Source organism: Pseudomonas sp. MC6, from assembly GCF_054790575.1.
The window spans coordinates 3,240,132-3,254,724 of the sequence record NZ_CP186504.1; the positions used below are offsets into that span (position 1 = coordinate 3,240,132).

Sequence of the window (14,593 nt, forward strand, 5' to 3'; positions counted from 1 at the left end):
TGCAGCATAGATGCATTGACGGCTCGATCTAGAGAGCTGGGTCAAACAATTGCTATGTTTTTTATTCGAAGCGCAAGACGGGCGGCATTATACATGTCGTGCCTTACTCTCAAGAGTGCATTTTCCTCAGGTTGTGTCCGCGTATGACAGGCGAAATGAACATCCTCCCGCTCCCGCCCACCACCCCGGCGACCGTTCGCCCGCAGGTCGGTGAGCTGCTCAAGCTGTTGACCCCGGTCGAAGGCCTGATCGGCGCCGGGCAAAGCGCCAAAGCCGAGGTGTTGTCGCTCAAACAAGCGGATCAGACTTTTCAGTTATTGCTCAAGGTGACCGTCGATGGCGGCCGCCAGACCACCGTGCAGGCAACCAGCAATCTGCCGCTGCCGCAAGGCACCAGTCTGGCGATCACCCAACCCTCGGCGGGCAACCTGGCGATTACCGTGCAGCAGGCCATCGCCAGCAGCGTCGCCGCCCTCACCCGCATCGATACGTCGCAATTGCCGGTCGGCACGCTGCTGCAAGGCAAAGTGCTGACCTCGCAGGCGCTGCCGCAGACGCCGGGGCAAGCGGCGGTATTCCGTTCGTTGGTCAGTTTGCTCAACACCGCACAGAGCGGCAGCACACTGACCATCGACAGCCCGCAACCGCTGCGCATCGGCACCTTGCTTTCGGCGTTGGTCGAAGATGCACAAACCCTGAAATTCCTGCCGATGAGCAGTCGTCAGGAACAACTGGCGGTGAGTCAGCAACTGGTTGGCCAGCAAAGTCGCCAGGCTTCGCTCAGCGGGCTGTTGAATGCACTGCAGAATCTGCCGCCAGCCGATGATTCGACCTCTGCAGATTTGCGCGCGGTGGTCGACAAATTGCTCGCCAGCCTGCCGGACGTGCAACAACTGAGCACCGCCAAAGGCGTCGCGCTGGCGCTGGCCAACAGCGGCGCGTTCCTCGAAGCCAAACTGTTGACCGGGCAGAACCCGACGCTGGCCCCGGACATGAAGGCCGACCTGCTGAAGCTGATCGCGCAACTGACCCCGGGCCTGCCGAGCAGCACCAGTTTCAACGCGATCATCGCCGCCAACACCCTGGCGCAAGCGCTGCCGAGTTTCGTGCGTAATGCGCTCGGCATGCTCGGTCAGGTCAGCGCGAAACCGGTGCCGAGCAGCTTCCCGCTGCCCGACCGCTTGCTGCAAAGTCTGGACGGCGAAGGCGATCTGGAACAGTTGCTGCGCCTCGCCGCCGCTGCGGTTTCGCGCCTGCAGAGCCATCAACTGTCGAGTCTGGAACAGACCGGCGTCACCGACGACGGACGCCTGCTCAGCACTTGGCAACTGGAAATCCCCATGCGCAATCTGCAGGACATCGTGCCGCTGCAGGTCAAGTTCCAGCGTGAAGAAGCCCCGGAGCGAGAGCCGCAACCGAACGAACGTCGCGAGGAACGCGAGCCCAAGCAACAACTGTGGCGCGTCGATCTGGCGTTCGACATGGAACCGCTCGGGCCGATGCAGATTCAGGCGCAACTGATCGCCGGCAGCCTTTCCAGCCAACTGTGGGCCGAACGGCCGTACACCGCTGACCTGATCGAAAACAACCTGTTCGCCCTGCGCCAGCGCCTGCTTGATCGCGGGCTCAACGTTGGCGATATCGACTGCCATCTCGGCACCCCGCCGCAAGGCAATCAAACCCGTCTTGAGCACCGCTGGGTCGACGAAACCGCATGAACGATTCCACTGCCCCACGCCAGGCCATCGCCCTCAAATACGACGGCAACCACGCCCCGACCCTCACCGCCAAAGGCGACGAAGAGCTGGCCGAAGAAATCCTGCGCATTGCTCGCGATTGCGAAGTGCCGATTTACGAAAATGCCGAATTGGTGCGGCTGTTGGCGCGGATGGAATTGGGCGACAGCATTCCTGAGGAGCTGTATCGCACGATCGCCGAAATCATCGCGTTTGCGTGGAATCTGAAGGGGAAATTTCCCGAGGGGCAGGATCCGGATGCGCCGATGGTCGAGAAGGATGTGACCGATCGCGGCGATGATTACTGAGCCTTAAAAGCAAAAGATCGCAGCCTTCGGCAGCTCCTACATTGGAATGCGTTTCCCTGTAGGAGCTGCCGAAGGCTGCGATCTTTTGATCTTGCTTGCCGCTAAAAGCTCGAAGCTCTTAGCTGCCTTTATGTAGTTTGCGCATCAACTCCGCCTCAGCCTGGGTCAACCCGCAGGACTGAGTCAGTTCATCAACGCTCGCACCCATGCCCACCAGTTTCGCCGCTTGGGCGAATGACAGGCTCGATGGATCGCGCTGTTCCAGCTGAACGATTTTGTCCGGCAAAGGGCTGACTACCGCACGCAACTCGTGCAGCGCCTCGCCCATGCGCACATTACCGTTCTGGTAATCGTCGACACGCTTGGCCAGGTCCTTGATGCGCTGATCACGCAGCGCATCGCCCTGAGCCTGTTGCGCAGCAATGACTTTTTGCGCCTTGATGTACGACACAAACATTGCCAGCGTGCCTGCCCAGAAGAGGAACAGGACAATGACCGCAACCTCGAGAATCAATCAGATATTCTCCAGGTCCGACCATTCTTCTTCGCTCATCATCTTGTCCAGCTCGACCAGGATCAGCAACTCGTTGTTCTTGTTGCACACGCCCTGGATGAACTTGGCCGACTCTTCGTTGCCGACGTTCGGCGCCGTCTCGATTTCCGACTGACGCAGGTAAACCACTTCGGCCACGCTGTCGACCATGATGCCAACGACTTGCTTGTCGGCTTCGATGATGACGATACGGGTGTTGTCGCTGATCTCGCCGCTGTTCAGGCCGAAGCGCTGACGGGTGTCGATCACGGTAACCACGTTACCGCGCAGGTTGATGATGCCCAGCACGTAGCTTGGCGCGCCCGGCACCGGAGCGATCTCGGTGTAGCGCAGCACTTCCTGCACGCGCATCACGTTGATGCCGTAGGTTTCGTTATCCAGTTTGAAGGTCACCCATTGCAGGATCGGATCTTCAGAACCTTTTGCATTCGTCGCCTGACTACTCATACCCTGACCCCTCGAAAAAACCGCGCTGAGCGGTGTGTGTTCTGTGTGGCGGCATTCAACAATGCCGTCGCCTGATTGTTATGTCGGCTGCTATGTCGGTTTATGTAGCGGCTTGTGGCCGCTCAGGTGCTTTGCCCCACCGCTGGCGATCAACTCGGCCAGTGCGGAAACGTCAAGCAATGCACACATGTGCTCAATCACGGTGCCGGCGAGCCATGGCCGCTGACCCCGGTGACTTCTCCATTTGATTTCATTCGGGTCCAGACGCAACGAGCGGCTGACCTGATGCACCGCCAGCCCCCACTCGTAACCTTGTACCGAAATCACGTACTGCAAGCCCTGACGGAAGTCATCGCGATAGCGATCCGGCATGACCCAGCGCGCGGTATCCAACACTTTCAGATTGCCGGCCTGACTCGGCAGGATCCCGAGGAACCATTCCGGCTGACCGAACAATGGCGTCAGCTCGTGACCGGCCAGCGAATAGATCGAGCCGAGACATACCAGCGGCACCGCGAGCGTCAGCCCGGCGACGTCGAACAGCAGGCATTCGAACGCTTCCGAGGCCCAGGCCGGGCGACCATCGGTTTCCACCGGTGGCGGCGTGTTGTTAGGCGGCAGATGCACTTCCACCAGCGGCGGCACCAGCGTCTGCTCGACGGGTGCGGGTGCAACCGGAGCAGGTGCTGGAGCCGGTTCGACCACTTCCGGTTCCGGCGCGGTTTTCAGTAACTGGGTTTGCAGCAGCGGTGCCAGTGTCGACACCGATGCGCGAACCGGCTCGGCTTCTTCGATCAATGCAATCGGTGCTTTGGTCACCGCTGCGGCGGCAGGCGCGGCAACCGGCGCAGCAGGCCGGGCAGCCTTCTGCGCATCACGCGCCTGCTCTTCCAGTACCGCAGCCTGGAACTCGTCCAGCGCCTCGCTGCTTTCCACAACTTCAGGCTGCGCCTCAATGACCGACGGCAGCTCCTCAGGAATTTCCTGCAGCAAATTATCCAGATAAGACTGCAACGCCAATTGCGGCTTAGACGTCAACTTCAAAGGCCGATTCATACACAACCCCATGTAGGAGCTGCCGCAGGCTGCGATCTTTTGATCTTTTCAGGAGCGCCACAAGGCAAGATCAAAAGATCGCAGCCTGCGGCAGCTCCTACACAAGTCAAAATCATTCAAGCCACCTGCGGAACAAGTTGTTGCGCCAACAGGTGCTTGAGCAGCGCGCGGTAAGCCAGCACGCCACGGCTCTTGCCGTCGAATTGCGAAGGCGTGACACCGGCTCGGCTGGCGTCGCGCAGACGAGTATCGACCGGGATATAACCCTGCCAGATTTCGTCGGGGAATTTGTCACGCAGCACACGCAAGGTGTGCATCGATGCCTGCGTACGGCGATCGAACAGGGTCGGCACGATGCTGAACGGCAACGCCTGTTTGCGCGAGCGGTTGATCATCGCCAGGGTGTTGACCATGCGTTCCAGGCCTTTGACGGCCAGGTGTTCGGTCTGCACCGGGATCACCAGTTGCTGGCTCGCCGCGAGGGCGTTGACCATCAGCACGCCGAGCAACGGCGGGCTGTCGATTACCGCGTAATCGAAGTCCTGCCACAGTTGCGCCAGACTCTTGGCGATTACAAGACCGAGGCCACTCTGCCCCGGCGACTGCCGCTCAAGGGTTGCCAGCGCGGTGCTCGACGGCAACAGGGAAATGCGTTCGTCGCTGGTCGACAACAGCAACTGCCCCGGCAGGCCTTGCGGCACGCTGCCCTTGTGCAGAAACAGGTCGTAGTTGCTGTGTTCCAGGCTGTCGGGGTCGTAGCCGAAATAGCTGGTCATCGAGCCGTGCGGGTCGAGATCGACCACAACCACGCGCTTGCCCGCCTCGGCCAGCAATCCGGCTAAAGCGATGGAAGATGTGGTTTTACCGACACCACCCTTTTGATTGGCGACTGCCCAGACTCTCATTCAGTTCGTTCCTCCCGGCCGATATGCTCGACCGAGACATAGCTCAGCGTGTTAATGCGGGTGACGGAGAATTGACGGCACTCTCGCGTCCCGGCGTCTTGACCGGGGTCGGTGCAGTTTGTGTGCCAGCACGCTTCAACGCAGCGTCCGGTTGCGCGTTAGCGGTTCCAGTGCCCGTCAGGCTACGGCGCACATCGAGGTTTCGCGAGACCACCAGAACCACCCGGCGGTTTTTCCCCCGGCCTTCAGCGGTAGCGTTATTGGCCACCGGTTGAAACTCGCCATAACCCACCGATGCCAATCGGCCAGGGTTCACACCCTGCATGGCCAGCATGCGCACGATGCTCGCCGAACGCGCCGAGGACAGTTCCCAGTTGGTCGGGTACTGCGCGGTGCGGATTGGTTGATCGTCGGTGAAGCCTTCGACGTGAATCGGGTTGTCGAACGGTTTCAGAATCGCTGCAACCTTGTCGATGATGTTGAACGCAATGTCACTCGGCATCGCGTCGCCGCTGCCGAACAACAGGCTGGAATTGAGTTCGATCTCGACCCACAGCTCGTTGCCACGCACAGTCATCTGGTTGGAGCTGATCAAGTCACCGAACGCGGCGCTGATGTCATCGGCGATGCTTTTCAACGGATCGCTGGCGCCGGCGATACCGGCATCGATCTGCTCGGCGTCCTTGACCAGCGGCTTGGCCGGAGTCACGGTTTTCGGTCGTTCGTCGCCGATCTGGATCGGTTTGAGCGCGCGGTCGGAGTCTTTGAAGACGCCGACCAGCGCTTCGGAAATTTCCTTGTACTTGCCTTCGTTGATCGACGAAATCGAGTACATGACCACGAAGAACGCGAACAGCAACGTGATGAAGTCAGCGTAGGAAACCAGCCAGCGTTCGTGGTTTACATGCTCTTCCTGGTGGCGACGACGTGCCATGAGGTTATTCCCTTAATCCATGAAGCCTTGCAGCTTCAACTCAATGGAGCGAGGGTTTTCACCTTCGGCGATCGACAGGATCCCTTCCAACAACATTTCGCGATAACGCGACTGCCGCAACGCAATTGACTTCAGCTTGGCAGCGATCGGCAGCAACACCAGGTTGGCACTGGCTACACCGTAGATGGTCGCGACGAACGCCACGGCGATGCCGCTGCCCAGTTGCGTCGGATCCGCGAGGTTGCCCATCACATGGATCAGGCCCATCACCGCACCGATGATGCCGATGGTTGGCGCGTAGCCGCCCATGCTTTCAAAGACTTTTGCCGCCTCAATGTCACGCGCTTCCTGTGTGTAGAAATCCACCTCGAGGATGCTGCGGATCGCTTCCGGCTCGGCACCGTCGACCAGCAGTTGCAGGCCTTTGCGCGAGTAATTGTCGGGTTCGGCATCGGCCACGCCTTCCAGACCCAGCAGGCCTTCCTTGCGTGCGGTGAGGCTCCAGTTGACGACGCGATCAATGCCACCGGCCAGATCGACCCGTGGCGGAAACAGAATCCAGGCAAGGATCTGCATGGCGCGTTTGAACGCGCTCATCGGCGATTGCAGCAGTGCGGCACCGATGGTGCCGCCCAGTACGATCAATGCCGCCGGGCCGTTGGCCAGCGCACCGAGGTGACCACCCTCAAGGTAGTTACCACCGATGATGGCGACGAACGCCATGATGATCCCGATAAGGCTTAAAACATCCATCAGAGACACGCCTCGACAATGTGTTTGCCGATGTCGTCGAGGCTGTACACCGCGTCGGCAAGGTCGGCTTTGACGATGGCCATCGGCATACCGTAGATCACGCAGCTTGCCTCATCTTGTGCCCACACCGCGCTACCGCCCTGCTTGAGCAGACGCGCGCCCTCACGGCCGTCGGCGCCCATGCCGGTCAACACCACCGCCAGAACTTTGTCGCCGTAGAATTTCGCTGCAGAACCGAAAGTGATGTCAACGCAAGGCTTGTAGTTCAGACGCTCGTCGCCCGGGAGGATTTTCACCGCGCCACGGCCGTCGATCATCATTTGCTTGCCACCCGGCGCCAGCAACGCCAGGCCCGGACGCAGGATGTCGCCATCCTCGGCTTCCTTGACGCTGATGCGGCAGAGCTTGTCGAGACGCTCGGCAAACGCCTTGGTGAACGCTGCCGGCATGTGCTGGATCAGCACGATCGGCGCCGGAAAATTCGCCGGCAACTGAGTCAGCACACGTTGCAGGGCCACCGGGCCGCCAGTCGAGGTACCGATGGCAACCAGTTTGTAGGCTTTGCGTTTCGGCGCTGGCGACGAAGCGCTGGCGGCCGGAGCACGGCTTGGAGCAGGAGCAGGTGCATGCACAGGCGCGTGTGCCGGACGTGCCGGTGCGCTGGTGCTGTGGCTGCTGAAGCTGGATGGCGCCGGTGCAGGCGTTGGCGCTGCGGCTGGAGCCGGTGCGCTATAAGCACTGAAACGACGGTTACTGCGCGAGATGCTATGGACCTTCTCGCACAACAGTTGCTTGACCTTCTCCGGGTTACGCGAGATGTCTTCGAAATTCTTCGGCAGGAAATCCACCGCGCCAGCGTCCAGCGCATCCAGAGTGACCCGGGCGCCTTCGTGCGTCAGCGAGGAGAACATCAACACCGGGGTCGGGCAGCGCTGCATGATGTGCCGCACTGCCGTGATGCCGTCCATCATTGGCATCTCGTAGTCCATGGTGATCACGTCCGGCTTGAGTGCCAGGGCCTGATCGATCGCCTCTTTACCGTTGGTGGCGGTGCCGACCACCTGAATGCTCGGATCCGCTGAAAGAATTTCCGAGACGCGGCGGCGGAAAAAACCCGAATCGTCCACCACCAGGACTTTGACTGCCATAAACACTCCATTAGGTGCAGCGGGACGTTGTCGCCCCGCCGCCCCGGATTCAAATACGCCGTGCGGCGTAACGCTTGAGCATGCTTGGAACATCGAGAATCAGCGCGATGCGGCCGTCACCGGTAATGGTGGCGCCGGACATGCCCGGAGTGCCCTGCAGCATTTTGCCCAATGGCTTGATGACCACTTCTTCCTGACCGACCAGTTGATCGACGACGAAGCCGATCCGCTGAGTGCCCACCGAAAGGATCACCACGTGGCCTTCACGCTGCTCTTCGTGAGCGGCGGAGCTGACCAGCCAGCGCTTGAGGTAGAACAATGGCAACGCCTTGTCCCGCACGATCACCACTTCCTGACCGTCGACGACGTTGGTGGTCGACAGGTCGAGGTGGAAGATCTCGTTGACGTTGACCAACGGGAACGCAAACGCCTGATTGCCGAGCATGACCATCAGGGTTGGCATGATCGCGAGGGTCAGCGGCACCTTGATGACGATCTTCGAGCCCTGGCCCTTGGTCGAGTAGATGTTGATCGAACCGTTGAGCTGGGAAATCTTGGTCTTCACTACGTCCATGCCGACACCGCGGCCGGAGACGTCGGAGATCTCGGTCTTGGTCGAGAAACCCGGGGCGAAAATCAGGTTGTAGCACTCGGTATCGCTGAGGCGATCGGCCGCGTCCTTGTCCATCACACCGCGTTTTACCGCGATGGCGCGCAGGACGTTCGGGTCCATGCCTTTGCCGTCATCGGAAATCGACAGCAGGATATGGTCGCCTTCCTGTTCGGCCGCGAGCACCACGCGACCGCCACGAGCCTTGCCCGACGCTTCGCGTTCTTCCGGCGACTCGATGCCGTGGTCGACGGCGTTGCGCACCAAGTGGACCAGCGGGTCGGCCAGGGCCTCGACAAGGTTTTTGTCGAGGTCGGTTTCTTCACCCACCAGTTCCAGGTTGATCTCTTTCTTGAGCTGACGCGCGAGGTCACGAACCAGACGCGGGAAGCGCCCGAAGACCTTCTTGATCGGCTGCATCCGCGTCTTCATCACGGCGGTCTGCAAGTCAGCCGTGACCACGTCGAGGTTCGACACGGCCTTTTGCATGGCTTCATCGCCGCTGTTCAGACCCAGGCGCACCAGACGGTTACGCACCAGCACCAACTCGCCAACCATGTTCATGATTTCGTCGAGACGTGCCGTGTCGACACGCACGGTGGTTTCGGCTTCGCTCGCCGGTTTTTCCGGTGGCGGTGTCGCCGGCGCACGGGCCGGAGCCGGTGCAGCAGCGGCAGCCGGTTTTGGCGCCTCGGCTTTTGGCTCAGGCTTGGCGGCAGGCTTGGGCGCTGCCACAGCGGCCGGGGCCTTGGCAGCCGGTGTGGCGACGGTCGAAGCACTGCCAGCAGCGGCGGTGCCGACTTCGGAGAACTTGCCTTTGCCGTGCAGTTCGTCGAGCAGCGATTCGAACTCGTGATCGCTGATCAGATCGCTGCCGGCCGCGGCGGCCGCTGGAGCAGCAGGCGCAGGTGCCGAAGCAATCGCCGATTCCAGCGCATCCACGGCAAAGTTGCCCTTGCCATGCAACTGATCGAGCAAGGCTTCGAATTCGTCGTCGGTGATGTCAGAGCTGTCGCCCTTGGCCGGAGCCGCAGGGGCTGCCGCCGCTGGCGCAACCGCGTCCACCGCAAACTGGCCCTTGCCGTGCAGTTGATCGAGCAACGACTCGAACTCGGCATCGGTGATTTCATCGCTCGCGGCTTCAGCGGCCGTTTGCGCAGGGGCAGCAGCGGCCGGGGCTTCGGCTTCAGCCTTGACGGCGTTCAGCGAATCCAGCAGCTGTTCAAATTCGTTATCGGTGATGTCGCCCGACGAGTCGCCTTCGACGACCAGTTCTTCGATCATCTCGGCCACTGGCGAAGCCGGGGCTGCGTCCGCCGATTGCGGTTCGGCCAGACGCGCCAGGGCGGCCAGCAGCTCCGGCGTGGCGGCGGTGATCGGAGCACGCTCACGAACTTCAGTGAACATGCTGTTCACCGCGTCCAGTGCTTCGAGGACAACGTCCATCAGTTCTGCATCAACGCGACGCTCACCCTTACGCAGGATGTCGAACACGTTTTCGGCGATGTGACAGCACTCCACCAGCTCATTGAGCTGAAGGAAGCCGGCGCCCCCTTTTACAGTGTGGAAACCGCGAAAAATTGCGTTGAGCAGATCTGCGTCATCCGGACGGCTTTCCAGCTCGACCAGTTGTTCGGACAGTTGCTCAAGAATCTCGCCGGCCTCAACCAGGAAATCCTGAAGGATCTCTTCATCGGCGCCGAAGCTCATTAATGGGGTGCTCCTACAGGTCTAAAAACCCAAAAAACCTAAAATTCCAAAACTCTAGAACCCGAGGCTGGATAACAAATCGTCCACATCGTCCTGACCGGACACAACGTCTTCTCGTTTATCGGCATGAATCTGCGGACCTTCACCCTGCGAGAGATGTTTTTGTGGATCTTTTTCTGCAAGCATCGCGGCGCGGTCATGTTCGATGCCCGCAAAGCGGTCCACCTGACTGGCCATGAGCACGAGTTTGAGCAAATTGCTTTCGACTTCGGTGACCAGTTGGGTCACACGCTTGATCACCTGACCGGTCAGGTCCTGGTAATCCTGGGCCAGCAGGATGTCGTTGAGATTGCTCGACACCGCACGGTTGTCCGTGCTGCTGCGTGACAGAAAACCGTCGACCCGGCGCGCCAGTTCACGGAACTCTTCAGCCCCGACCTCGCGACGCATGAAGCGACCCCAATCGGCGCTCAAGGTCTGCGCTTCGTCAGCCAGACCATTGACCACCGGCGTGGCGCTTTCCACCAGATCCATGGTGCGGTTGGCCGCGGCTTCCGTCAGCTTGACCACATAACCCAGGCGTTCGGTGGCGTCGGTGATTTGCGACACTTCCTCGGCCTGCGGCATGTTCGGGTCGATCTGGAAGTTGACGATCGCACTGTGCAATTCACGTGTGAGCTTGCCGACTTCCTGGTACAGGCCACGGTCACGGGTCTGATTGAGCTCATGGATCAGTTGCACAGCGTCGCCGAACCTGCCTTTTTCAAGGCTTTCGACCAGTTCGACCGCGTGTTTTTTCAGGGTCGACTCGAAATCGCCCTGTGAAGATTCGTTATGCTCCATAGCTCCCCCGCGCGTTCATCAGCCGATGCGTTCGAAAATCTTCTCGATTTTGTCTTTCAACGCCTGAGCCGTGAAAGGTTTGACTACGTAGCCGTTTACACCGGCTTGAGCGGCTTCGATGATCTGCTCGCGCTTGGCTTCTGCAGTCACCATCAGCACTGGCAGGTGCTTGAGTTTTTCATCGGCGCGCACGTGACGCAGCAGGTCGATACCGGTCATGCCCGGCATGTTCCAGTCCGTTACCAGAAAGTCGATGCTGCCGCTGTTGAGCACTGGAATGGCAGTCACGCCATCGTCAGCCTCGACGGTGTTGGTGAACCCAAGATCACGCAGCAGGTTCTTGATGATCCGCCGCATCGTTGAGAAGTCATCAACGATGAGGATTTTCATGTCTTTGTTCAATTCGACCTCCAAGCAGTCTTAAACGCGCCCAGCACCTGGACGCGCCACTTCAATCAATCGGCGCAGCACTTGAAGACTGTCTGGAGCACAACAGAGCAAGACCGGTGCCGTTCATCACCGCACCAGCCTCGTTCGCAGTGTCCCCACACTGCCTTCAGCGCGCTCGCCACTCCCCCAAACGCCCCCGCAAACGGGCCGCGCACTGGCTGTGTAACTGGCTGACCCGCGATTCACTGACGCCAAGGACTTCACCGATCTCCTTGAGGTTCAGCTCTTCGTCGTAGTACAGCGCCAACACCAGTCGCTCACGCTCCGGCAAATTGGCAATCGCGTCCGCCAACGCTGCCTGGAAACGTTCATCTTCCAGATCGCGTGACGGCTCAAGATGAGCACTCGCGCCATCCTCGTGCAGCCCTTCGTGTTCGCCGTCCTGCAACAGATCGTCGAAACTGAACAGGCGACTGCCCAAGGTGTCATTCAAAATCCCGTAGTAATCGTCGAGACTCAATTGGAGTTCGGCTGCAACCTCGTGATCTTTAGCGTCACGGCCGGTTTTAGCTTCAATTGAGCGAATTGCGTCGCTGACCATACGGGTATTGCGGTGAACCGAGCGTGGTGCCCAGTCCCCTTTGCGCACTTCGTCGAGCATCGCGCCGCGGATTCGAATGCCCGCGTACGTTTCGAAACTGGCGCCTTTGCTGGCGTCATATTTGGTCGAGACTTCGAGCAGGCCGATCATCCCGGCCTGGATCAGGTCTTCGACCTGCACACTCGCCGGCAACCGTGCCAGCAAGTGGTAGGCAATGCGTTTGACCAGCGGCGCGTAACGCTCGATCAGCTCGTACTGAGCGTCGCGTGCCGACTTCTTGTAGTAGTTCATACCGCTTGCTGTCATAGCACGGGCCCTGCCGTTTGCTGCACGAGGCGCTCGACGAAAAACTCGAGATGGCCACGCGGGTTGGCGGGCAGCGGCCAGGTGTCGACCTTCTGTGCAATGGCCTTGAATGCCAGCGCGCACTTGGAGCGCGGGAAGGCTTCGTAAACGGCACGCTGCTTCTGCACCGCTTTACGCACGCTTTCGTCGTAAGGCACGGCGCCGACGTATTGTAGGGCCACGTCAAGGAACCGATCCGTGACCTTGGTCAACTTGGCGAACAGGTTGCGCCCTTCCTGCGGGCTCTGCGCCATGTTGGCGAGGACGCGGAAGCGGTTCATGCCGTAATCGCGGTTAAGCAGTTTGATCAGTGCGTAGGCGTCAGTGATCGAGGTTGGCTCGTCGCAGACCACCAGCAACACTTCTTGCGCGGCGCGTACGAAACTGACTACCGAGTCACCAATACCCGCAGCGGTGTCGATCACCAGTACGTCGAGATTGTCGCCGATGTCGCTGAACGCCTGAATCAGGCCGGCATGTTGCGCCGGGCTCAGGTGGACCATGCTCTGCGTGCCGGACGCGGCCGGGACGATGCGGATGCCACCGGGGCCTTGCAACAGCACGTCGCGCAATTCGCAACGGCCTTCGATCACGTCGGCCAGTGTGCGTTTAGGGGTCAGACCCAACAAAACGTCGACGTTCGCCAGTCCCAGATCGGCGTCCAGCAGCATGACCCGACGGCCAAGCTCTGCCAGCGCCAGAGACAAGTTCACTGACACGTTAGTCTTGCCGACGCCACCTTTGCCGCCGGTCACCGCGATCACCTGTACGGGATGCATGCTGCCCATGTTATTTCTTTACCTTGTCTTGCATAGACGGAGGCCACATTACTGGCTGCGCGTTCACAACCGGAACAATGCATGGCAGACCATCGATGTAGGTACAAAAACTGTTCATGAATACCTCAGCCTACCTGCTTGGTCGGGCTGTGATAGATATCAGCGAACATGTCAGCCATGGCTTCTTCGCTGGGTTCTTCCTGCATTTGCACGCTGACGGCGCGGCTGACCAGTTGATGACGGCGCGGCAGATGCAAATCATCCGGAATCCGTGGGCCATCGGTCAGGTACGCGACCGGCAATTCATGACTGATCGCCAGGCTCAACACTTCGCCAAGGCTGGCCGTTTCATCCAGTTTAGTCAGGATGCAGCCGGCTAGCCCGCAACGCTTGTAACTGTGATAAGCGGCGGTTAGAACCTGTTTCTGGCTGGTGGTTGCCAAGACCAGATAATTTTTTGAACGAATGCCACGCCCGGCCAGACTTTCCAGCTGCATGCGCAGCGCCGGATCGCTGGCTTGCAGGCCGGCAGTATCGATCAATACCACGCGTTTGCGCAGCAGTGGATCCAGCGCCTGCACCAACGATTGGCCCGGATCGACGTGGGTCACCGGCACATTGAGAATGCGGCCCAGCGTCTTCAGTTGTTCCTGCGCGCCGATGCGGAAACTGTCCATGCTCACCAGCGCGACATTCTGCGCGCCGTATTTCAGCACGTAGCGCGCGGCGAGCTTGGCCAGCGTGGTGGTCTTGCCCATGCCGGCAGGGCCGACCATGGCAATCACACCGCCCTCTTCCAACGGCTCGACTTCCGGTACGGCAATCATCCGCGCCAGGTGCGCGAGCAACATGCGCCAGGCCTGACGCGGCTCTTCGATATCAGTGATCATCGCCAGCAGATCGCGCGACAACGGGCCGGACAGACCGATACGTTGCAGACGACGATACAGATTGGCTTGCGCCGGACGGCTGCCTTGCAGCTGATTCCAGGCCAGAGTGCCAAGCTGAACTTCCATCAGCTCGCGCAGGCTGTTCAATTCGAAACGCATCGAATCCAGGGCACGCGGATCAACGCCGCCGGAAGACTGCGCAGGCGCCGGGGCCGGACGCGCTGGAGCAGCGTAAGTCGGCTCGCTCAGCGGTTCAGCGGCAGTCAGCGGCAGGCCAGCGGTCAACGGCAGCCCTGCGAAGATCTGGCGATTGCTGTTGCCGTCGGCTTCGCCACGCAGGCTCAGTTCGGCCTGGGCGGTGACGATGCGCGACTGAGTCTTGCGCAGCTCGTCTTCGAGTTCCATGTTCGGAACCCGTGGCGCCAGCGCCGACAATTTGTAATCCAGTGCCGCCGTCAGCTCGACACCGCCAGCAATGCGGCGGTTGCCAATGATGGCGGCATCAGCGCCCAGCTCATCACGAACCAGCTTCATGGCCTGACGCATATCGGCGGCAAAGAAACGCTTAACTTGCATAAACCACTA

The 14,593-nt window shown here is 60.2% G+C and carries 15 protein-coding genes; 2 read left to right on the forward strand and 13 right to left on the reverse strand.

The window, feature by feature from the left end:
• Positions 1 to 143 precede the first annotated feature (143 nt).
• Positions 144 to 1,718: a flagellar hook-length control protein FliK gene (gene fliK / locus ACOYXE_RS14455; RefSeq protein ID WP_460929742.1), complete on the forward strand. Its 1,575-nt coding sequence runs from the start codon at positions 144 to 146 to the stop codon at positions 1,716 to 1,718.
• Positions 1,715 to 2,044, forward strand: coding sequence for an EscU/YscU/HrcU family type III secretion system export apparatus switch protein (locus ACOYXE_RS14460; protein WP_160056832.1), 330 nt, complete (start codon positions 1,715 to 1,717; stop codon positions 2,042 to 2,044). The genes fliK and ACOYXE_RS14460 overlap by 4 nt, the downstream gene beginning before the upstream one ends.
• 118 nt (positions 2,045 to 2,162) lie before the next feature.
• Here ACOYXE_RS14460 and ACOYXE_RS14465 read toward each other — a convergent pair whose 3' ends face one another.
• The 13 genes from ACOYXE_RS14465 to flhF form a co-directional block, all read right to left on the reverse strand.
• Positions 2,163 to 2,558, reverse strand: a complete 396-nt coding sequence (locus tag ACOYXE_RS14465) for a DUF2802 domain-containing protein (protein WP_160056830.1) — start codon at positions 2,556 to 2,558, stop codon at positions 2,163 to 2,165.
• Positions 2,559 to 3,044, reverse strand: a complete 486-nt coding sequence (locus ACOYXE_RS14470) for a chemotaxis protein CheW (RefSeq protein WP_007919980.1) — start codon at positions 3,042 to 3,044, stop codon at positions 2,559 to 2,561. It lies immediately after the preceding gene.
• A 90-nt stretch (positions 3,045 to 3,134) separates the two neighbouring features.
• Positions 3,135 to 4,100 (reverse strand): CheW domain-containing protein, encoded by a 966-nt coding sequence (locus tag ACOYXE_RS14475; RefSeq protein WP_460929745.1) that lies wholly within the window; start codon positions 4,098 to 4,100, stop codon positions 3,135 to 3,137.
• A 116-nt stretch (positions 4,101 to 4,216) separates the two neighbouring features.
• A complete protein-coding gene (locus ACOYXE_RS14480; protein WP_008077691.1) occupies positions 4,217 to 5,005 on the reverse strand; it encodes a ParA family protein in 789 nt (262 codons plus the stop codon).
• A gap of 43 nt (positions 5,006 to 5,048) precedes the next feature.
• Positions 5,049 to 5,939 carry a flagellar motor protein MotD gene (gene motD, locus ACOYXE_RS14485; RefSeq protein WP_064390875.1) on the reverse strand — a complete coding sequence of 297 codons (891 nt, stop codon included), beginning with the start codon at positions 5,937 to 5,939 and terminating at the stop codon, positions 5,049 to 5,051.
• A 12-nt stretch (positions 5,940 to 5,951) separates the two neighbouring features.
• Positions 5,952 to 6,692: a flagellar motor protein gene (locus ACOYXE_RS14490; RefSeq protein ID WP_016987476.1), complete on the reverse strand. Its 741-nt coding sequence runs from the start codon at positions 6,690 to 6,692 to the stop codon at positions 5,952 to 5,954.
• On the reverse strand, positions 6,692 to 7,840 hold the full coding sequence (locus ACOYXE_RS14495; RefSeq protein ID WP_460929748.1) for a protein-glutamate methylesterase/protein-glutamine glutaminase: 1,149 nt from the start codon (positions 7,838 to 7,840) through the stop codon (positions 6,692 to 6,694). Before ACOYXE_RS14495 ends, ACOYXE_RS14490 begins: the two co-directional genes overlap by 1 nt.
• Positions 7,841 to 7,889: 49 nt before the next feature.
• Positions 7,890 to 10,160 (reverse strand): chemotaxis protein CheA, encoded by a 2,271-nt coding sequence (locus ACOYXE_RS14500; protein WP_460929750.1) that lies wholly within the window; start codon positions 10,158 to 10,160, stop codon positions 7,890 to 7,892.
• 54 nt (positions 10,161 to 10,214) lie between these two features.
• Positions 10,215 to 11,003, reverse strand: a complete 789-nt coding sequence (locus ACOYXE_RS14505; RefSeq protein ID WP_034151516.1) for a protein phosphatase CheZ — start codon at positions 11,001 to 11,003, stop codon at positions 10,215 to 10,217.
• An 18-nt stretch (positions 11,004 to 11,021) separates the two neighbouring features.
• On the reverse strand, positions 11,022 to 11,393 hold the full coding sequence (locus tag ACOYXE_RS14510; protein ID WP_161986607.1) for a chemotaxis response regulator CheY: 372 nt from the start codon (positions 11,391 to 11,393) through the stop codon (positions 11,022 to 11,024).
• 166 nt (positions 11,394 to 11,559) lie between these two features.
• A complete protein-coding gene (fliA, locus tag ACOYXE_RS14515; RefSeq protein WP_007920004.1) occupies positions 11,560 to 12,300 on the reverse strand; it encodes an RNA polymerase sigma factor FliA in 741 nt (246 codons plus the stop codon).
• Positions 12,297 to 13,127: a flagellar synthesis regulator FleN gene (fleN, locus tag ACOYXE_RS14520; protein ID WP_003222917.1), complete on the reverse strand. Its 831-nt coding sequence runs from the start codon at positions 13,125 to 13,127 to the stop codon at positions 12,297 to 12,299. The genes fliA and fleN overlap by 4 nt, the downstream gene beginning before the upstream one ends.
• A 116-nt stretch (positions 13,128 to 13,243) precedes the next feature.
• Positions 13,244 to 14,584: a flagellar biosynthesis protein FlhF gene (gene flhF / locus ACOYXE_RS14525; RefSeq protein WP_008077677.1), complete on the reverse strand. Its 1,341-nt coding sequence runs from the start codon at positions 14,582 to 14,584 to the stop codon at positions 13,244 to 13,246.
• Positions 14,585 to 14,593 lie beyond the last annotated feature (9 nt).

Coding starts and splice junctions, on each gene's coding strand:
- fliK (WP_460929742.1), top strand. CDS start 144: ATGACAGGCGAAATGAACATCCTCCCGCTCCCGCCCACCACCCCGGCG.
- ACOYXE_RS14460 (WP_160056832.1), top strand. CDS start 1,715: ATGAACGATTCCACTGCCCCACGCCAGGCCATCGCCCTCAAATACGAC.
- ACOYXE_RS14470 (WP_007919980.1), bottom strand. CDS start 3,044: ATGAGTAGTCAGGCGACGAATGCAAAAGGTTCTGAAGATCCGATCCTG.
- ACOYXE_RS14475 (WP_460929745.1), bottom strand. CDS start 4,100: ATGAATCGGCCTTTGAAGTTGACGTCTAAGCCGCAATTGGCGTTGCAG.
- ACOYXE_RS14480 (WP_008077691.1), bottom strand. CDS start 5,005: ATGAGAGTCTGGGCAGTCGCCAATCAAAAGGGTGGTGTCGGTAAAACC.
- motD (WP_064390875.1), bottom strand. CDS start 5,939: ATGGCACGTCGTCGCCACCAGGAAGAGCATGTAAACCACGAACGCTGG.
- ACOYXE_RS14490 (WP_016987476.1), bottom strand. CDS start 6,692: ATGGATGTTTTAAGCCTTATCGGGATCATCATGGCGTTCGTCGCCATC.
- ACOYXE_RS14495 (WP_460929748.1), bottom strand. CDS start 7,840: ATGGCAGTCAAAGTCCTGGTGGTGGACGATTCGGGTTTTTTCCGCCGC.
- ACOYXE_RS14500 (WP_460929750.1), bottom strand. CDS start 10,160: ATGAGCTTCGGCGCCGATGAAGAGATCCTTCAGGATTTCCTGGTTGAG.
- ACOYXE_RS14505 (WP_034151516.1), bottom strand. CDS start 11,003: ATGGAGCATAACGAATCTTCACAGGGCGATTTCGAGTCGACCCTGAAA.
- ACOYXE_RS14510 (WP_161986607.1), bottom strand. CDS start 11,393: ATGAAAATCCTCATCGTTGATGACTTCTCAACGATGCGGCGGATCATC.
- fliA (WP_007920004.1), bottom strand. CDS start 12,300: ATGACAGCAAGCGGTATGAACTACTACAAGAAGTCGGCACGCGACGCT.
- fleN (WP_003222917.1), bottom strand. CDS start 13,127: ATGGGCAGCATGCATCCCGTACAGGTGATCGCGGTGACCGGCGGCAAA.
- flhF (WP_008077677.1), bottom strand. CDS start 14,584: ATGCAAGTTAAGCGTTTCTTTGCCGCCGATATGCGTCAGGCCATGAAG.